The sequence below is a fragment of the Sulfuricella denitrificans skB26 genome, assembly GCF_000297055.2.
Lineage (GTDB): Bacteria > Pseudomonadota > Gammaproteobacteria > Burkholderiales > Sulfuricellaceae > Sulfuricella > Sulfuricella denitrificans.
The window spans coordinates 3,113,968-3,130,594 of sequence record NC_022357.1; the positions used below are offsets into that span (position 1 = coordinate 3,113,968).

Genomic DNA, 16,627 nt, shown 5'->3' on the forward strand with positions numbered 1-16,627 from the left:
TAGACTCCGTCAGGGAGAAGGTTTATTTTTTTGAGGCCGTTTCCAGCCTGGGATTGTAACCTGCTTTGCCCGCGACAGAGTGAGTTGCTCCGCCGGCGCATCTCTGGTAATTGTCGCTCCCGCACCAATGGTCGCGCCCTTGCCTACGGTGACCGGGGCTACCAGTTGGGTGTCTGAACCGATAAATGCGTCGTCCTCGATAACCGTCCGGTGCTTGTAGGCGCCATCGTAGTTGCAGGTGATGGTACCAGCGCCGATATTCACATTTTTTCCTACCGTGGTATCACCGATATAACTCAGGTGGTTGATCTTGCTGCCGCGGTCAACCTGGCTATTTTTCAACTCGACGAAATTGCCGACATGCACATCTTCTGCCAGTTCGGTACCAGGGCGGAGTCGGGCAAACGGTCCAATACGTCCATTATCGCCAATTCGTGCCTCCTCAATCAGGCTAAATGGCGCAATCCGGGTCCCCTCTCCAACACTGACATCACGCAGCACGCAGTTGGCGGCAACAGTGACATTATCGCCCAATACCACCTTGCCTTCAAAAACGCAGTTGACGTCGATGCTGACATCTCGGCCACAGACCAATTCGCCACGCACGTCGATGCGCTTTGGATCCATCAGACGTACGCCTCGCTCCATCAGCCTGGTGGCAACTTCATGCTGGTGCAGACGTTCCAGATGCGCCAACTGAGCGGCGCTGTTCACTCCTATCACCTCCCAGTGGTGGCCAGGGTGGCGAGCATTCACTCTCACGCCATCAACCACGGCCATGGCGATAACGTCAGTCAAATAGTACTCTCCCTGGGCATTGTCGTTGCGTAAAGCACTAAGCCATTTTTTCATCTTAGCATTGGGTAGTGCCATGATGCCCGTATTCACTTCATGTATGGCGCGCTCCGCCTCATTCGCATCTTTGTGCTCTACAATGGATTTTACTTGGCCTTGCGCATCGCGCAGGATTCGGCCGTATCCCTCCGGGTCCGGTAACGATACCGTCAGCAAACCAACCGAATCTCCATTCATTGAGTCCAGCAGGTTACGTAGAGTACTGACGGAGATCAGCGGCACGTCACCATACAGAATCAGGGTCACCCCGGCATCATCCAACTCCACTGCGGCCTGCTGCAATGCATGACCGGTTCCAAGTTGCTGCACCTGATTGACCCAGGTGATATCACTGTCAGCGAATGCCTGCGGCACGGTCTCACCACCATGCCCATAAACCACCAGCAATTTTGCAGGGTCAAGTTCTCGTGCGGCATTGATAACATGCCCGAGTAGTGGACGGCCTGCAAGCGGGTGCAGAACCTTCGGGCGGTCTGAGTGCATGCGCGAACCTTTTCCAGCCGCCAATATAACGATGTTAAGTTTGGATATCATGATTTTGTTTTGCCTATAAAAAAATGGCAGCCCTAGAGGCTGCCATTTCAACACTACCTACCCACTCGCACAAGCACTACCTCTGCTTGCGCAGTCGTTGAATCGCATGTAACTGGGCGATGGCCTCGGCCAACTCAGCCTGTGCCTGAGCGTAATCGATCGATGCCGTGCGATCGCGCATAGCCTCCTCAGCTCGTTGCTTGGCTTCCATTGCCTTCACCTCATCCAGGTCTCTGCCACGAACCGCTGTGTCGGCAAGGATGGTCACCACCGAGGGTTGAACCTCGAGCAAGCCGCCGGAAACGTAGATCAACTCCTCTTCGTCGCGATCAGGCAACTTGAGGCGAACCGAGCCCGCCTTGATTTTGGTAATCATCGGCGCGTGACGTGGGTAAATACCCACTTCTCCCATTGCCGCCGGAGCAACGAGGAATTCTACCAATCCGGAGAAAAGCGAACGTTCCGCACTGACCACGTCCACATGCATTGTCATTGCCATGGTTGATTTGCCTTAAATGGTTTTTGCTTTTTCCACGACTTCGTCGATGGTGCCAACCATGTAGAAGGCCTGTTCCGGCAAATGATCGTAATCACCGTTGACGATGCCCTTGAAGCCCGCGAGCGTATCCTTGAGTGACACAAACTTGCCGGGGGAGCCGGTAAACACCTCGGCAACAAAGAACGGCTGGGACAGGAAGCGCTGAATTTTGCGTGCACGAGATACCGCCAGCTTGTCTTCCGGAGCAAGCTCATCCATACCCAGAATCGCGATGATGTCGCGTAATTCCTTGTAGCGCTGAAGCGTGGATTGCACGCCGCGGGCGACATTGTAATGCTCCTCGCCCACCACCAGCGGATCGAGCTGGCGGGAGGTGGAATCGAGAGGGTCGACCGCTGGATAGATGCCCAGTTCCGCCACTTGCCGCGACAACACCACGGTTGCGTCCAAGTGGGCAAAGGTGGTGGCCGGAGACGGATCGGTCAAATCATCCGCAGGCACATATACGGCCTGGATAGAAGTAATTGAGCCTTTCTTGGTCGAGGTAATACGCTCCTGCAAGCGACCCATCTCCTCCGCCAGGGTGGGCTGGTAGCCCACCGCTGAAGGCATACGACCCAGCAGCGCGGACACTTCGGTGCCGGCCAGGGTAAAGCGGTAAATATTATCCACAAACAGCAGCACGTCGCGGCCTTCGTCGCGGAAGAATTCCGCCATGGTGAGGCCGGTCAAGGCTACGCGCAAACGGTTGCCAGGTGGTTCGTTCATCTGGCCGTAGACCAGTGAGACTTTATCCAGCACACCGCCTTCTTTCATTTCATGATAGAAGTCGTTGCCCTCGCGGGTGCGCTCGCCGACGCCAGCGAAAACCGAATAACCGCTGTGCTCGACCGCGATGTTGCGAATCAGCTCCATCATGTTAACGGTCTTGCCCACACCAGCGCCGCCAAACAGACCAACCTTGCCGCCTTTGGCGAACGGGCAAATCAGGTCAATCACCTTGATACCTGTTTCGAGCAGTTCGGTCGAGGGTGACAGCTCATCAAAAGCGGGAGCCTTGCGATGAATTGCCCAGCTATGTTCATTACCAATCGGGCCCAACTCGTCGATCGGGTTACCCAATACGTCCATGATACGGCCCAAGGTCTTGGTACCCACCGGTACGGAAATAGGCGCACCGGTATTGGATACTTCCATACCGCGACGTAAACCGTCCGTTGTGCCCATTGCAATAGTTCTCACCACGCCATCGCCCAGTTGCTGCTGCACTTCCAGTGTCAGGCCCACATCAGGCAGCTTCAGCGCATCGTAAACTTTGGGCAGAGATTCGCGCGGGAACTCTACGTCAACCACCGCACCGATAATCTGCACTATTTTACCTTGGCTCATCATCACTTCCTTAATAAATACAATTCATTCGATTAAACCGCTGCGGCACCCGCGACGATCTCGGATAGTTCCTTGGTGATGGCTGCCTGACGGGTTTTGTTGTAAATCAGCTTGAGTTCGTCAATCACGTTCCCGGCATTATCCGAGGCCGCCTTCATCGCCACCATCCGTGAACTTTGCTCGGAGGCAATATTTTCAGCCACTGACTGATAAATCAGGGTCTCGATATACCGCACCAGCAGATCGTCAATGACCTGCTTAGCATCTGGCTCATAAATATAATCCCAATGGCCGCTTGCGCTTCCCAACGCTTCACCACTAATGGGCAGAAGCTGCTCCATCACCGGCTCCTGCTTCATGGTATTGACGAAGCGGGTGAAACAGATATGCAACGCGTCGATGCGGCCATCATTATAGGCATCCAGCATCAACTTAACCGGCCCGATCAGCTTTTCCATGTGCGGCGTATCGCCCAGATGCGTCGCCTGTGAAAGCACGCTAGCTCCGATGCGCTGCATGAAACCTAGTGCTTTGTTGCCTATAGCGCAAACCTCAACGCCATGCTTGCCGCTTTCCCATTCCTTCATCCTAGCCAGGGTCATGCGCAGGACGTTGGTGTTCAGGCCACCGCACAACCCCTTGTCCGAGGTAACCACGATCACCCCGATGCGGCTCGGGTTCTCGCGCTTTACCAGAAAAGGATGTTTGTATTCCGGATTGGCATGGCTCAGGTGTGCCGCTACATTACGAATTTTCTCCGCATAGGGCCTGGCCGCACGCATCCGATCCTGCGCTTTGCGCATTTTGGAGGCCGCAACCATTTCCATGGCTCGGGTTATCTTCTGGGTATTCTGGACGCTCTTGATCTTGGTCCGAATTTCTTTACCGCCAGCCATCAGTCAACTCCGCTGTGAATTCGTCTGCGCTCAATCAATAAACGGCGCTGGCTTTGAAATCATCGATCGCCGCGCTCAACGCTTTTTCTGCTTCAGCGTCCATTTCCTTGGTTTCTTCGATCTTGTCTCGCAACGCGCTGTACTTGCTCTTGATGAAAGCGTGCAAAGCAGCCTCGAAGGCCAGCGCTTTTTTCACGTCAACATCGTCAAGATAACCCTTGTTCACGGCAAACAAGGTTAGCGCCGTGTCCGCTACGGTCATCGGAGCGAACTGGGCCTGCTTCATAAGCTCGGTAACCATTTTGCCGCGTTCCAGCTGCTTGCGGGTTGCCTCGTCAAGGTCGGACGCAAACTGCGCGAACGCTGCCAGCTCGCGGTACTGCGCCAGCGCCATACGAATACCGCCGCCCAGCTTCTTGATCACCTTGGTCTGCGCCGCTCCACCGACGCGGGACACGGAAAGACCGGCATTGATTGCGGGACGAATCCCGGCGTTGAACAAGTCGGTTTCCAGAAAGATCTGACCGTCGGTAATCGAAATCACGTTGGTCGGAACGAACGCCGAAACGTCGCCGGCCTGGGTTTCGATAATCGGCAGCGCGGTGAGCGAGCCTGTCTTGCCTTTTACCCCGGAACGCTTTTCCACGTCTTCCGCGTTGATGCGCGCAGCGCGCTCGAGCAGACGGGAGTGCAAGTAGAACACATCACCCGGGTAAGCCTCGCGACCAGGCGGACGCCGCAGCAACAGGGAAATCTGGCGGTAGGCCCAAGCCTGCTTGGTGAGGTCGTCATAAATGATCAGGGCGTCCTGACCACGGTCGCGGAAATATTCGCCCATCGAGCAACCCGAATAGGGTGCGATGTACTGCATTGCCGCCGAGTCAGAGGCGGTTGCGGCCACTACAATAGTGTGGCCCATGGCGCCGTGCTCTTCCAACTTGCGCACCACGTTGATAATGCTCGACGCTTTCTGACCGATAGCCACGTAGATGCAGATTACCCCGGTGCCCTTCTGATTAATGATGGCATCCACGGCCACGGCGGTTTTGCCGGTTTGCCGGTCGCCAATAATTAGTTCTCGCTGACCGCGGCCGATCGGCACCATGGCGTCAATTGACTTGAGGCCGGTTTGTACTGGTTGAGACACGGACTGGCGAGCAATAACACCGGGAGCAATTTTTTCGATCGGGGATTTTTCGGTGGTGTTGATCGGCCCTTTGCCGTCAATCGGCTGACCCAACGAGTTCACCACGCGTCCCATCAGTGCTTCACCGACCGGCACCTCCAGAATGCGGCCGGTACACTTGACGGTGTCGCCTTCAGTAATGTGCTCGTATTCGCCCAACACCACGGCGCCAACCGAGTCTCGCTCAAGATTGAGTGCAAGGCCGAAGGTGTTACCGGGAAATTCCAGCATCTCACCCTGCATTGCGTCACTCAGGCCATGAACTCGGACGATACCGTCGGTAACCGACACTACCGTGCCCTGATTCCGCGCCTCGGCCGTGGTGGCCAGGTTTTCGATTTTGCTCTTGATCAGCTCACTGATCTCTGAAGGATTCAACTGCATGATCTCTCCTAACTTTTGAGCGTAAACGCCATGTTTTGTAATTGGCCGCGCACCGATGCGTCAATCACGACGTCGCCCGCTACGATTCTGACACCGCCGATCAGTCCGGGGTCCAGGGTTACGGTCGCCTCAACTTTGCGCTTGTATTTGGTTTCCAAGCGACGCACTAAATCTTCTTTCTCTGCGTCACTCAGGGGATAGGCACTGAAAATCTCGGTGTCCATGACGCCGCCGTGCAGTGCCCGTAGCAGCTCGAACTGCTCGCGGATGACCGGCAACAAGGTCAGCCGGCCATTCTCCAGCAGCAGCTTTACCATGTTTACGCCTTGTGCATCGATACTCTTTTCGCACACGGCAAGAAACGCGTTTCGCTGTTGTTCCGCCGTCAGCCGGGGGTTGCCGATCACCGCCTGCATCTGCGGGTCGTTAACAACCGTTGAAGCAAACTCCAGCATCTGCGACCACTTATCGAGTGCGTCACCCTGCTCGGCGATGCGGTAAACCGCTTCGGCATAGGGTCTGGCTATGGTAGTGACTTCTGCCATGATGTCTCTATAGCTCGCTCTTGATCGATGTCAGGAGTTCGGCGTGCACCTTGGCATCTATTTCTCGACGAAGGATTTTCTCCGCGCCGGCGATCGCCAGATCGGCCACCTGCTGGCGCAAACTTTCCTTGGCCCGATGGACTTCCTGCTCTATTTCAGCTTTAGCCCCAGCAACGAGACGGTCGCCTTCATCCTTGGCGTGCCCTTTGGCCTCATCGATGATTTGAGCTGCGCGCTTCTCAGCCTGGGCGATCACATCAGCCGCTTTCTGCTTGGCTTCATGCATGCCCTCAGTAGCACGACGGGAGGCCAACTCCAGCTCGTGCTTTCCGCGCTCACCGGCGGCCAATCCATCGGCGATGACCTGCTTGCGCGCGGTCAACACCTGCATGATGGGCGGCCAGACAAACCTCATGCAGAACCAGACGAACATGATAAACATGATCGTTTGCCCGAGAAGGGTTGCATTGATATTCATGCAGGAACCTTTCTTGTATTAAGAATGACTATCAGCCTTAGCCTGCAACCGCAAACAGGACGTACATGGCGATACCAACCGCGATCATCGGCACTGCATCAACCAGACCCATGACCACGAAGAACTGGGTACGTAGCATCGGAATCAATTCAGGCTGACGAGCCGCACCTTCAAGGAAGCGCCCGCCCAGAATACCGATACCGACAGCCGCACCCAGTGCGCCCAGACCCATCATGATCGCGCCAGCGATGAAAAGCAGTGCATGTTCCATTGTGTATCTCCTGGTTAATTTAAAAAATAAGGGGTTGAATAACTTTAATGATGTTCCTGATGGGCCATATCCAGGTAAACCACGGTTAATGTCATGAAAATAAACGCTTGTAGCGTCACAATCAGAATGTGGAAAATCGCCCACCCCAGTGAAAGTACAATCTGCGAACCGAACAGCAGCGTGCTACCAAAAGAGACGCTTGCCCACGAGGCGCCCATGAGAGCGATCAGGATGAAGATCATTTCGCCAGCGTACATATTGCCAAATAGCCGCAGGGCCAACGAAATCGGCTTGGCAATCAGGTTCACGCCCTCCAGGAAGATGTTGGCTGGCATACCGAATTTACCGAAGGGTTGTAGCGTTAATTCGCCGACAAATCCGCCCAGGCCTTTCATCTTGATGCTGTAATACACCACCAGCACAAACACCCCGATAGACATGCCGAATGTGGCATTGGGATCGGTCGTGGGAACAACTTTCAGAAATGGAATACCGGCCGCATGGGCGATTAAGGGCAGATAATCTATAGGCACAAGATCCATCAGATTCATTAACAGTATCCAGGCGAAAATCGTCAGGGCGAGCGGTGCTACCATGTCATTTCTGGCAGTAAACGAACCGCGCACACTGGTATCAATGAATTCAATGATCCACTCGACGAAATTCTGTAGCCCACTAGGTACGCCCGCCGAGGCTTTTTGAGCCGCACGCGTAAAAAAGAACAGAAACAGTACGCCAAGGGCAAAGGAAAAGAACATGGTGTCCAGATTAATGGCCCAGAAACCCATTTCCTTAGCCTGCTCTGCACTTCGCGCAATACCCAAGGAACCATCTGACAACTGGCCAAAAGTCAGATTCTGCAAATGGTGTCTGATATATTCTGAGGATGTGAGTGTTTCTGCAGACATTTATTGTTTCTCTATTCCACTGAATATTGTCGAAAATACCAAGGTCAACTGCCCCAAAACAAAACCGATCAGCAAAGGCACCGGCATCAGCTTCAACCATCCCAATCCCGCCACTATCAGCAGCGCGACCATCAAAAAACGCTCCATGCTGAAGCGTACCAACCAAGCCAGTTCCTGACGCGCTTCTTGCACTGGCCGCTGCGCACCGGCACGCATGCACCAGATCAGAAACAGCGCATTTGCCACGGCTACCGCGCCACCAAAAAATGCCGCAACAGCAACATTTCTTTCCTGCCAGATTAGCAACAACGATGCGCCAAGAATCACCGTAGCAGCCTGCACACCGACCGCCCCGTAACCTACGCCCATTTGCAAATCGCAGTCAGAAATAAAAAGTGACGCGATTTTAATCCCTCCTTGACCCGCTCGTCAATTTAAGGGCATTCCAGAAGCTCGCTCAGCCGAGCATTTTATTCAGGACCTTAACATCAGATTACAGGCAATTTAATATGTAGGCAAATAATTATATTCTTATATGTACAGAAGAAATTCTACACATCATCTTTCGCTCAGTCGACCAATAATATTGTCCAGTTGCTCCAGGCTATCGTAATTAATGATCAGCTTACCCCGGCCCTTATTTTGTGTTTTTAGCGTTACTATAGCACCCAATTTTTCCGCCAAATCTTCCTGTAACCTTAAAATATCCCGGTCCGGCCTGGTCTTAGGCTTTGAGTTCGCCGGTTGTTGCTGACGCTGAACCAGCCTTTCCGCTTCGCGCACAGACAACCCTTTGCCCACAATCTCATTGGCCACCGTAATTTGTCCCACATTAGGCAGGCTTAGCAACGCTCTGGCATGCCCCATGTCGAGTTGATTGTGCATCAGCAGCTCCTGCACCGGTGCTGCCAGATTGAGCAGGCGCAACAGATTGCTTACCGCGCTACGCGATCGCCCTACCGCTTCAGCGGCTAGCTGGTGGGTCATATCAAACTCGTTAATCAGGCGCTGGATTCCCGTAGCCTCCTCCAGCGGATTGAGGTTCTCACGCTGAATATTCTCGATCAACGACATTGCCAATGCCGCCTCATCCGCCACCACCCGCACCAGCACCGGCACTTCTGTCAGCCCGGCAAGCCGAGCTGCGCGCCAACGCCGCTCGCCGGCAATAATTTCATAGCTGCCCGCAATCAGCGCCCTGGCCAGTATGGGCTGCATGATGCCCTGGGATTTGATGGATTCGGCCAATTCCGCCAGGGATTCCTGGTCCATGTGGGTGCGCGGCTGATATTTTCCTGGCTGAAGCTGATCCAGCTGTAAATTTTGCAGCCTATCTTTATTTTCTTCTTCACCGCCGCCAGCCAGCAGTGCATCAAGACCACGTCCCAACCCCTTCATTTTTACCATTTCCCCCTCACTTTCTTACCATTTCGCCAGCCAGCGCCAAATACGCCTGCGCGCCTTTCGATGTTTTGTCGTGATACAACACCGGCACACCATAGCTGGGCGCTTCTGCCAGCCGGACATTACGCGGAATCACGGTGCGATAGACCTTATCGCCAAAATGCCGCTGCAGTTGCTCTGACACCTGCTGTGCGAGGGTATTCCTCGGATCGAACATGGTCCGCAGCAAACCCTCGATTTCCAGCTGCGGGTTCAGGCTGGCACGCACCCGCTTAATGGTCTGCACCAGATCGCTCAGACCCTCCAGGGCGTAATATTCGCACTGCATCGGGATCATCACCGCCTGCGCAGCGCAAAGGCCGTTCACCGTAAGCAAGTTAAGTGCCGGCGGACAGTCGATCAGCACAAAATCGTAATCTGCCTCAATGTTTGCCAGGGCATTTTTAAGCCGTTTTTCCCGATGCGGCAAATCCACCAGTTCGACCTCCGCGCCCGCCAATTCGCGGTTGGAAGGGATCAGGTCAAACTTGCCGCAGGTGTTGGTGATACGCACCTCCGCGATGCTCTTTTCCTCCAGCAGCACATGATATACCGTCTGCGTCAGAGCCATTTTGTCGACACCACAACCCATGGTGGCGTTGCCTTGCGGATCAAGGTCGATCAGCAACACACGACGTTTGGTTGCCGCCAAGCTGGCCGCAAGATTGACCGTGGTGGTGGTCTTCCCCACACCTCCTTTTTGATTTGTAATTGCGAGTACTTTTGCCATCACTCCACCCTAACCCATTGCTTCCATTTTTATCGGTCGCAGCAAAACCAGATGCCGTTCGGCATCCAGGCTCGGCACCTTGAGCGGCTCTACTCCCTGCAATACAACGGTAGCCGGCAATCGGGTCAACTCCTCATAGGGATAAACCCCCTTCATTGCCAGCATCAGCCCCGTATTACTACATAAATGCAACGCCAAGCCGACGAACTCGGCCAAATCAGAAAATGCCCGAGAAATCACTACATCGTATTTTTCTTCCGGCCGCCATGCCTCTACCCTTTCGCAGACTACTGTCGTGTTCTTCAAGCCCAACTCCAGACAGGCTTGCCGGAGAAAACTGGTTTTTTTATGGTTGCTGTCCAGCAGGGTAACCTCAAGCGACGGATTCGCCAGTGCCAAGGGGATTCCCGGCAGACCGGGCCCGGTTCCGACATCAATGATTCGGCACCCGTCGATATGCGGTAAAACCGCCAGGCTATCGAGCAAATGCTGGGTTACCATTTTTTGCGGATCACGCACGGCAGTCAGGTTATAAACCTGGTTCCATTTCTGTATGAGCTCAACATAGCTCAGCAATCTTGATTGCGTTGCCGGGTCTAAATCCAGGCCCATTTCCTCCAGACCACAGACTAATTTTTCTTCCGGGCTCATGCGCTTTTCTTCTCGTCACTAATCTTCTGACTACGCTTCAAGTACACCAGCAGTACAGAAATCGCCGCTGGCGTCACCCCGGAGATTCGCCCGGCTTGTCCCAGTGTTTCAGGCTTGTGCTGGTTAAGCTTCTGCTGCACCTCGATGGAGAGTCCATGCACCTCGCGGTAATCCAAACTCAGCGGCAAGACCATGGCTTCATAATGCTGATGACGGGCCACCTCCTCCTGCTGACGCGCGATGTAACCCTGGTACTTGGCTTGGATCTCAATTTGTTCGGCCACCTTTGAGTCTCCAACCCCCACACCGGCGCCCGTCAGCGTCATCAAGTCACTGTAGCTGACATCAGGCCGGCGCAGTAAATCCAATAACGAATACTCCCGCTCGATCCCCTTTCCCAGCACCCTTTCCGCATCTTCCTGGGGCAGCAACTTCGGATTAACCCATACACTTTTCAGTCGTTCCTGTTCGCGCGCGATAGCCTCACGCTTTTCCACGAAACACCGCCACCTCGCATCATCAACCACGCCGAGCAACCGCCCCGCTTCCGTCAATCGCAGATCAGCATTATCCTCGCGCAACATCAACCGGTATTCGGCGCGACTGGTAAACATGCGGTAAGGCTCAACCACGCCACGGGTGATCAGGTCATCCACCATCACCCCGAGATAGGCCTGATCCCGGCCGGGATACCAAGCTTCTTTTCCCTGTGCCGACAACCCAGCATTAATACCCGCCAGGATTCCCTGCGCTGCGGCTTCTTCATAACCGGTTGTCCCATTAATCTGGCCCGCGAAGAATAGTCCCTGTATTGCCTTGGTTTCCAATGAGTGTTTCAGCCCGAGTGGGTCGAAAAAATCGTACTCTATTGCGTAGCCAGGCCGAGTAATGTGTGCATTTTCAAAGCCTTGTATAGACCGCACCAGCTCTACCTGTACATCGAAAGGCAAGCTGGTAGAGATGCCGTTGGGATAGATTTCATGGGTATTCAGCCCTTCCGGCTCAACGAAAATCTGGTGTGAATCCTTGCCGGAAAAACGCATGATCTTGTCTTCAATAGACGGACAATAGCGTGGCCCCACCCCCTCTATCACACCCGTGTAAAGCGGCGAGCGGTCCAGCCCGCCACGGATAATATCGTGAGTACGCAGATTGGTCTGAGTGATCCAGCATGGCAATTGGCGTGGATGCTGTGCGGAAGAGCCCAGGAAGGAAAATGCCGGCGCCGGGTCGTCGCCAGGTTGCTCCACCATCACCGAATAATCCAGACTGCGTCCATCGATACGCGGCGGCGTGCCCGTCTTAAAACGCTTCACTGGCAATTGAATCTCGCGCAACCGTTGCGCCAAGGTGATCGAAGGGGGGTCTCCGGCGCGCCCTGCCTGATAATTCGATTGTCCAACATGGACCAGGCCTGCCAGGAACGTGCCTGCCGTTAACACCACGGCCTTGGCCTGAAAACGCAAACCCAGCTGGGTAATCACGCCCATCACACGGTCTTGCTCAAGAATCAGGTCATCAACCGCCTGCTGGAACAGCCACAGATTGGGTTGACTCTCCAGTCGACCCCGAATCGCCTGCCGATACAGGACGCGGTCAGCCTGCGCGCGCGTTGCCCGCACCGCCGGCCCCTTGCTGGAATTGAGGATGCGAAACTGGATGCCCGCTTCATCTGTCGCTGCCGCCATGGCTCCGCCCAGAGCATCGACCTCCTTCACCAAATGACCCTTGCCAATACCGCCGATCGAGGGATTACACGACATTTGGCCGAGCGTTTCGATGTTATGCGTCAACAATAGCGTTTTCAGCCCCATGCGGGCGCTGGCTAGCGCGGCTTCCGTTCCTGCATGGCCGCCGCCGATCACAATAACATCAAACTGGGAGGGATAAAGCATGGTCAACCGGGAGTGCGAAATGAGTGCGAATCATAACCCAAAAAGGCTATTGTTTCACGTGAAACGCTATTTTCCGATACAGAAACGGGAAAAGATCTCGCCCAGCAAATCGTCAGATGTAAATTCGCCGGTTATACTGGAAAGTGCGTTCTGGGCTAACCGGAGCTCCTCCGCAAAAAACTCGACACGTCCTTCGCATGTGGCCGCCAGCGTCAATCGCTCCTTGGCTACGCGCAATGCGCTCAAGTGACGTTCGCGCGCAATGAACACACCCTCGCCACCCGTCTGCCAACCAACCACTCGCAACAGATGCTCATGTAACAGATCGACTCCCGCTCCCGTCTTCGCCGAGAGGTAAATGTCTACAGTCCCACCCACGACATCCACTCTGGGTTCTTGCCCAAGAAGGTCAACCTTATTGAATACACGAAGCAGCGGCAAACCTGATGGTAATTTGGTAATAATATCCAAGTCGACCGGCGCGATCCCTTTCGCAGCATCAATCAGGAGCAACGCCGCGTTAGCCTGCTGTATCGCGCTCCAGGTGCGGGCAATACCGATTTTCTCAACTTCCTCATCGGTTTCTCGCAGGCCAGCAGTGTCAATAAAATGAAGCGCAACGCCCTCGATCTCGATGTGTTGACGGATCGCATCACGAGTGGTTCCCGCCACGGGAGTGACGATTGACACTTCCTCGCCCGCAAGCTGATTAAGCAAACTGGATTTGCCCACATTCGGCTGACCAATGAGGACGATATGCAAGCCCTCACGTAACAGGCTACCCTGCTTTGCCTGATGGAAGACCTTATCCAGCTGAGCGCTGATAGCGACTAGCTGGTTTAGCGCATTGGACTCTTCGAGAAAGTCGATCTCCTCTTCCGGGAAATCCAGGGTCGCCTCTACCAGCATACGCAGGCTGGTCAGTGCATCAACCAATTGGTGGATGGCATGGGAAAACTCTCCGCGGAGTGAGCGCATTGCGGTTTTGGCCGCCTCGACAGTGGCCGCATCGATCAGATCAGCAACACTTTCCGCTTGAGCCAGATCCATCTTGTCATTAAGAAAGGCGCGCTGGGTAAACTCTCCCGGCTCGGCGGGGCGTGCACCCAATTCCAGACAACGGCTAAGCACCCGGCGCAACACCGCGTCACCGCCGTGACCCTGCAGTTCGAGAACATCCTGGCCAGTATAGGAATGGGGGGCGGGGAAAGACAGTGCGATACCCTGATCGATCACTTCCCCGTCGGCCCCGAGGAAATCGCTCAGCGTAGCGACACGGGGAAGCGAGTTTTTCCCTAGGATTTTCTTGGCGAAAACTCGCAGGTCTTCACCAGAAACACGCACCACGCCAATACCACCGCGGCCATGGGCAGTGGCAATTGCTGCGATGGTATCAGTGTTTACCATGCCTTTTTGCGGCGACTTTTTCCTGCTCAACGCCGTGAGTGACATACCATTGCTGTGCAATCGACAGCGTATTGTTCACCACCCAGTACAGAACCAGGCCGGCGGGAAAGAAAAAGAAGAAAACGCTGAAAGCGATCGGCATAACCATCATCACTTTGGCCTGAATGGGGTCGGGTGGGGTCGGGTTAAGCTTGGTCTGAATGATCATCGTGATCCCCATCACGATCGGCAAGATGTAAAAGGGGTCGGGAGAAGACAGATCATGGATCCACAGCATGAACGGTGCCTGACGCATTTCGACACTATTCAGCAACGCCCAGTAAAGTGCGATAAATACCGGAATCTGCACCACGACCGGCAGACAACCCCCAAGCGGGTTGACCTTCTCGGTCTTGTACAGCTCCATCATGGCTGTATGCAACCTTTGCCGATCGTCGCCGTACTGCTCCTTGAGTTTTTGCAGTTTAGGCCCAAGAACTCGCATCTGCGCCATGGAGCGGTAGCTCTTTGCCGACAACGGATAGAAAGCCAGCTTGATCAGGATAGTCAGCAAAATGATTGCCGCCCCCCAGTTATGAACCAGCTTGTTAAGAAACGCCAGAACCCAGAACAGTGGCGCTGAAATTACGGTCAGTATGCCGTAATCAACAACCAGATTGAGGCCGGGCGCAACCTTGCTGAGGTGGTCTTGCTCCTGCGGTCCCACATAAAGAGGTACCGTAACTTTCTTCACGGATCCTGGCTCAATCAAGCCTACAGGCAGAATCACACCCGCATCGTAAAGATCATCTCCCAGCTTTTTCGCATAATATTCACGCGGCTGGTTGGCGGGAAGCCATGCGCTAAGAAAATAATGCTGGACCATGGCGACCCAACCATCATCACTTTGCTTCGGATAGCTCGCTTTATTCTTATCAATATCGGAGAAGCTGATTTTGTTAAATTTATCTTTTTCAGTGTAAACAGCAAACCCAGTATAGGTCGAGACAAACTTGGGATTACCGAGTGGGGGCTGGCCATTTCTCACTAACTGGAAATAGGCATGTGGCTCAAGTCGGGTTCCGCTGCCGTTGTTGATCTCGTAGGCAACATCAACTACGTAGCTACCTTTTCGAAAGGTAAAAATCTTGTCCACCTTGACGCCATTTGCACCCACCCAAGTCAGTCTTGCCTGTATTTCATTCGCCCCCTCGGCGAGCTTGTATTGGGTTGCCGCATTAGAAAATAGTGTCTTATGTGTTGGCAAATCATTGCCTATCAGGCCTGACTGAGCAATATAGAGGTGTTTCGGGTCGTCTTCCAGCAAGACAAAATTTTTGCTTTTATCCTGGGTGTCATGGTGCTTCAACAATTCCAGCCTGCGTACATCGCCACCAAGAGTGTCGATTTCAGCATAAATCAAATCTGTTTGTACCTTTACCCGTTCTCCTGATTGTAGCGGTCCACCAAAGTCCTTGGCAGGCGCGTCAGCAGGCAACGCCGTCGGGGAAGGCGTTTGGGATGTTCCCGCTTTTTCTTGCGCAACCTGACCAACCGGGGCAGGGTGCTGATCCTTTTGCCAGGTATCCCATAACATCAGAACGGAAAATGAAAAAACGATGAAAAGTATCAGACGTTGGGTGTCCATGCTGCCTCAATCATAATTAGGGTATCGGATCATATCCGCCCGGATGCCGGGGGTGACAACGGCAAAGCCTTTTTATTCCAAGCCAACTGCCTTTGAAGGCTCCGAACTTGGCTAATGCCTGGCAAGAGTATTCAGAACAAGTCGGTGTAAATCGGCAACGTGGCCCCAGCAAAGGGCTAATTAAGTACTGGTAAACTCTGATCAAGCCGATAAACAATTGTTTCATTATCTTTGCACCAACCGTTTTTGCAGGTTATCCATAAGCCGCAAGAACTCTGCTTCTACTTGATGGAACGCATTCCCGGTAAAGCTCTTGTGCGCCAAGACAACGATATCCAAGCGGTCAAATAGGTTCTGGTGCCGCCGGAAAATTTCTCGCAAGCTACGCTTGATGTAATTCCTGGTTACCGCATGAGATGCCGTTTTTTTTCGAATAATGCCGGTAAATCGCGGGTGATTCAGCTCGTTCGGCTTGGCCAATATACGTAAATAATCACCATATACTTGGCATTTAAACGAAAAAACGGATGAAATTTCATCCGTTTCTTTTAAGCGTTTGCTTTTTTGAAAAGCATGGGTAGCAGGCACTACGAAGCAACATCTATACGCTAAGTTTCGCCCGTCCCTTGGCGCGACGTGCTCTAATCACGGCGCGGCCGCCACTGGTTTTCATCCGTGCGCGGAAACCATGAGTGCGTTTACGTTTAACAACAGAAGGTTGATAGGTCCGTTTCATTTTGTTATCCCAAAAACTTGTTTAGCTAAAACACGTAATTAGACTATCTTTAAGGCGGTTTTGTCAAATGATATTTATACCTCCTCCCTGTGGATAAGTTTATCCAAAAAGAATAGAATTCTATTTGCTGTTGGGTTCTCTGGCCTTTGCCGCCTAACCGAAACAACTCCAACGAATATTTTTATGGAAGCTA

Annotated in this window: 19 protein-coding genes; all 19 read right to left on the reverse strand. The window is 53.6% G+C overall.

The window, feature by feature from the left end:
* Positions 1-9: 9 nt before the first annotated feature.
* The gene (glmU, locus tag SCD_RS14940) at positions 10-1,389 is read right to left on the reverse strand and encodes a bifunctional UDP-N-acetylglucosamine diphosphorylase/glucosamine-1-phosphate N-acetyltransferase GlmU (protein WP_023507063.1); all 1,380 of its coding nucleotides are present in this window, start codon (positions 1,387-1,389) and stop codon (positions 10-12) included.
* A 76-nt stretch (positions 1,390-1,465) separates the two neighbouring features.
* A complete protein-coding gene (locus SCD_RS14945; protein ID WP_009207219.1) occupies positions 1,466-1,888 on the reverse strand; it encodes a F0F1 ATP synthase subunit epsilon in 423 nt (140 codons plus the stop codon).
* A gap of 12 nt (positions 1,889-1,900) precedes the next feature.
* Positions 1,901-3,277, reverse strand: coding sequence for a F0F1 ATP synthase subunit beta (atpD, locus tag SCD_RS14950; RefSeq protein WP_009207218.1), 1,377 nt, complete (start codon positions 3,275-3,277; stop codon positions 1,901-1,903).
* Between the two features lie 32 nt (positions 3,278-3,309).
* Positions 3,310-4,173 (reverse strand): F0F1 ATP synthase subunit gamma, encoded by an 864-nt coding sequence (gene atpG / locus SCD_RS14955; protein ID WP_009207217.1) that lies wholly within the window; start codon positions 4,171-4,173, stop codon positions 3,310-3,312.
* Positions 4,174-4,207: 34 nt separating this feature from the next.
* A complete protein-coding gene (gene atpA / locus SCD_RS14960) occupies positions 4,208-5,743 on the reverse strand; it encodes a F0F1 ATP synthase subunit alpha (protein WP_009207216.1) in 1,536 nt (511 codons plus the stop codon).
* A gap of 8 nt (positions 5,744-5,751) precedes the next feature.
* Positions 5,752-6,288 carry a F0F1 ATP synthase subunit delta gene (locus SCD_RS14965; protein WP_009207215.1) on the reverse strand — a complete coding sequence of 179 codons (537 nt, stop codon included), beginning with the start codon at positions 6,286-6,288 and terminating at the stop codon, positions 5,752-5,754.
* Positions 6,289-6,295: 7 nt separating this feature from the next.
* Positions 6,296-6,766: a F0F1 ATP synthase subunit B gene (locus tag SCD_RS14970; RefSeq protein WP_009207214.1), complete on the reverse strand. Its 471-nt coding sequence runs from the start codon at positions 6,764-6,766 to the stop codon at positions 6,296-6,298.
* 37 nt (positions 6,767-6,803) lie between these two features.
* A complete protein-coding gene (gene atpE / locus SCD_RS14975) occupies positions 6,804-7,037 on the reverse strand; it encodes a F0F1 ATP synthase subunit C (protein WP_009207213.1) in 234 nt (77 codons plus the stop codon).
* Between the two features lie 44 nt (positions 7,038-7,081).
* A complete protein-coding gene (atpB, locus tag SCD_RS14980) occupies positions 7,082-7,945 on the reverse strand; it encodes a F0F1 ATP synthase subunit A (protein ID WP_009207212.1) in 864 nt (287 codons plus the stop codon).
* Positions 7,946-8,314, reverse strand: a complete 369-nt coding sequence (locus tag SCD_RS14985) for an ATP synthase subunit I (RefSeq protein WP_041673543.1) — start codon at positions 8,312-8,314, stop codon at positions 7,946-7,948.
* Between the two features lie 189 nt (positions 8,315-8,503).
* On the reverse strand, positions 8,504-9,352 hold the full coding sequence (locus SCD_RS14990; RefSeq protein WP_009207210.1) for a ParB/RepB/Spo0J family partition protein: 849 nt from the start codon (positions 9,350-9,352) through the stop codon (positions 8,504-8,506).
* A gap of 7 nt (positions 9,353-9,359) precedes the next feature.
* Positions 9,360-10,118, reverse strand: a complete 759-nt coding sequence (locus SCD_RS14995; protein WP_023507064.1) for a ParA family protein — start codon at positions 10,116-10,118, stop codon at positions 9,360-9,362.
* Between the two features lie 9 nt (positions 10,119-10,127).
* Positions 10,128-10,769: a 16S rRNA (guanine(527)-N(7))-methyltransferase RsmG gene (gene rsmG / locus SCD_RS15000; RefSeq protein ID WP_009207208.1), complete on the reverse strand. Its 642-nt coding sequence runs from the start codon at positions 10,767-10,769 to the stop codon at positions 10,128-10,130.
* On the reverse strand, positions 10,766-12,664 hold the full coding sequence (gene mnmG / locus SCD_RS15005) for a tRNA uridine-5-carboxymethylaminomethyl(34) synthesis enzyme MnmG (RefSeq protein ID WP_009207207.1): 1,899 nt from the start codon (positions 12,662-12,664) through the stop codon (positions 10,766-10,768). Before mnmG ends, rsmG begins: the two co-directional genes overlap by 4 nt.
* Before the next feature lie 66 nt (positions 12,665-12,730).
* Complete coding sequence (mnmE, locus tag SCD_RS15010) at positions 12,731-14,071, reverse strand: tRNA uridine-5-carboxymethylaminomethyl(34) synthesis GTPase MnmE (protein WP_009207206.1); 1,341 nt, start codon at positions 14,069-14,071, stop codon at positions 12,731-12,733.
* Complete coding sequence (yidC, locus tag SCD_RS15015) at positions 14,058-15,698, reverse strand: membrane protein insertase YidC (RefSeq protein WP_009207205.1); 1,641 nt, start codon at positions 15,696-15,698, stop codon at positions 14,058-14,060. The genes mnmE and yidC overlap by 14 nt, the downstream gene beginning before the upstream one ends.
* A gap of 16 nt (positions 15,699-15,714) precedes the next feature.
* Entirely contained in the window at positions 15,715-15,924 is a 210-nt protein-coding gene (yidD, locus tag SCD_RS16250) for a membrane protein insertion efficiency factor YidD (RefSeq protein WP_084607557.1), read from the reverse strand.
* Positions 15,924-16,286, reverse strand: a complete 363-nt coding sequence (rnpA, locus tag SCD_RS15020) for a ribonuclease P protein component (protein WP_041673544.1) — start codon at positions 16,284-16,286, stop codon at positions 15,924-15,926. Before rnpA ends, yidD begins: the two co-directional genes overlap by 1 nt.
* A 13-nt stretch (positions 16,287-16,299) precedes the next feature.
* Positions 16,300-16,434, reverse strand: a complete 135-nt coding sequence (gene rpmH / locus SCD_RS16255; protein WP_084607559.1) for a 50S ribosomal protein L34 — start codon at positions 16,432-16,434, stop codon at positions 16,300-16,302.
* Between the last annotated feature and the right edge of the window lie 193 nt (positions 16,435-16,627).

Coding starts and splice junctions, on each gene's coding strand:
- SCD_RS14990 (WP_009207210.1), bottom strand. CDS start 9,352: ATGGTAAAAATGAAGGGGTTGGGACGTGGTCTTGATGCACTGCTGGCT.
- SCD_RS14995 (WP_023507064.1), bottom strand. CDS start 10,118: ATGGCAAAAGTACTCGCAATTACAAATCAAAAAGGAGGTGTGGGGAAG.
- atpA (WP_009207216.1), bottom strand. CDS start 5,743: ATGCAGTTGAATCCTTCAGAGATCAGTGAGCTGATCAAGAGCAAAATC.
- SCD_RS14970 (WP_009207214.1), bottom strand. CDS start 6,766: ATGAATATCAATGCAACCCTTCTCGGGCAAACGATCATGTTTATCATG.
- atpE (WP_009207213.1), bottom strand. CDS start 7,037: ATGGAACATGCACTGCTTTTCATCGCTGGCGCGATCATGATGGGTCTG.
- mnmG (WP_009207207.1), bottom strand. CDS start 12,664: ATGCTTTATCCCTCCCAGTTTGATGTTATTGTGATCGGCGGCGGCCAT.
- mnmE (WP_009207206.1), bottom strand. CDS start 14,071: ATGGTAAACACTGATACCATCGCAGCAATTGCCACTGCCCATGGCCGC.
- SCD_RS14985 (WP_041673543.1), bottom strand. CDS start 8,314: ATGGGCGTAGGTTACGGGGCGGTCGGTGTGCAGGCTGCTACGGTGATT.
- yidC (WP_009207205.1), bottom strand. CDS start 15,698: ATGGACACCCAACGTCTGATACTTTTCATCGTTTTTTCATTTTCCGTT.
- atpD (WP_009207218.1), bottom strand. CDS start 3,277: ATGAGCCAAGGTAAAATAGTGCAGATTATCGGTGCGGTGGTTGACGTA.
- yidD (WP_084607557.1), bottom strand. CDS start 15,924: ATGAAACAATTGTTTATCGGCTTGATCAGAGTTTACCAGTACTTAATT.
- SCD_RS14965 (WP_009207215.1), bottom strand. CDS start 6,288: ATGGCAGAAGTCACTACCATAGCCAGACCCTATGCCGAAGCGGTTTAC.
- SCD_RS14945 (WP_009207219.1), bottom strand. CDS start 1,888: ATGGCAATGACAATGCATGTGGACGTGGTCAGTGCGGAACGTTCGCTT.
- rpmH (WP_084607559.1), bottom strand. CDS start 16,434: ATGAAACGGACCTATCAACCTTCTGTTGTTAAACGTAAACGCACTCAT.
- glmU (WP_023507063.1), bottom strand. CDS start 1,389: ATGATATCCAAACTTAACATCGTTATATTGGCGGCTGGAAAAGGTTCG.
- atpG (WP_009207217.1), bottom strand. CDS start 4,173: ATGGCTGGCGGTAAAGAAATTCGGACCAAGATCAAGAGCGTCCAGAAT.
- rsmG (WP_009207208.1), bottom strand. CDS start 10,769: ATGAGCCCGGAAGAAAAATTAGTCTGTGGTCTGGAGGAAATGGGCCTG.
- atpB (WP_009207212.1), bottom strand. CDS start 7,945: ATGTCTGCAGAAACACTCACATCCTCAGAATATATCAGACACCATTTG.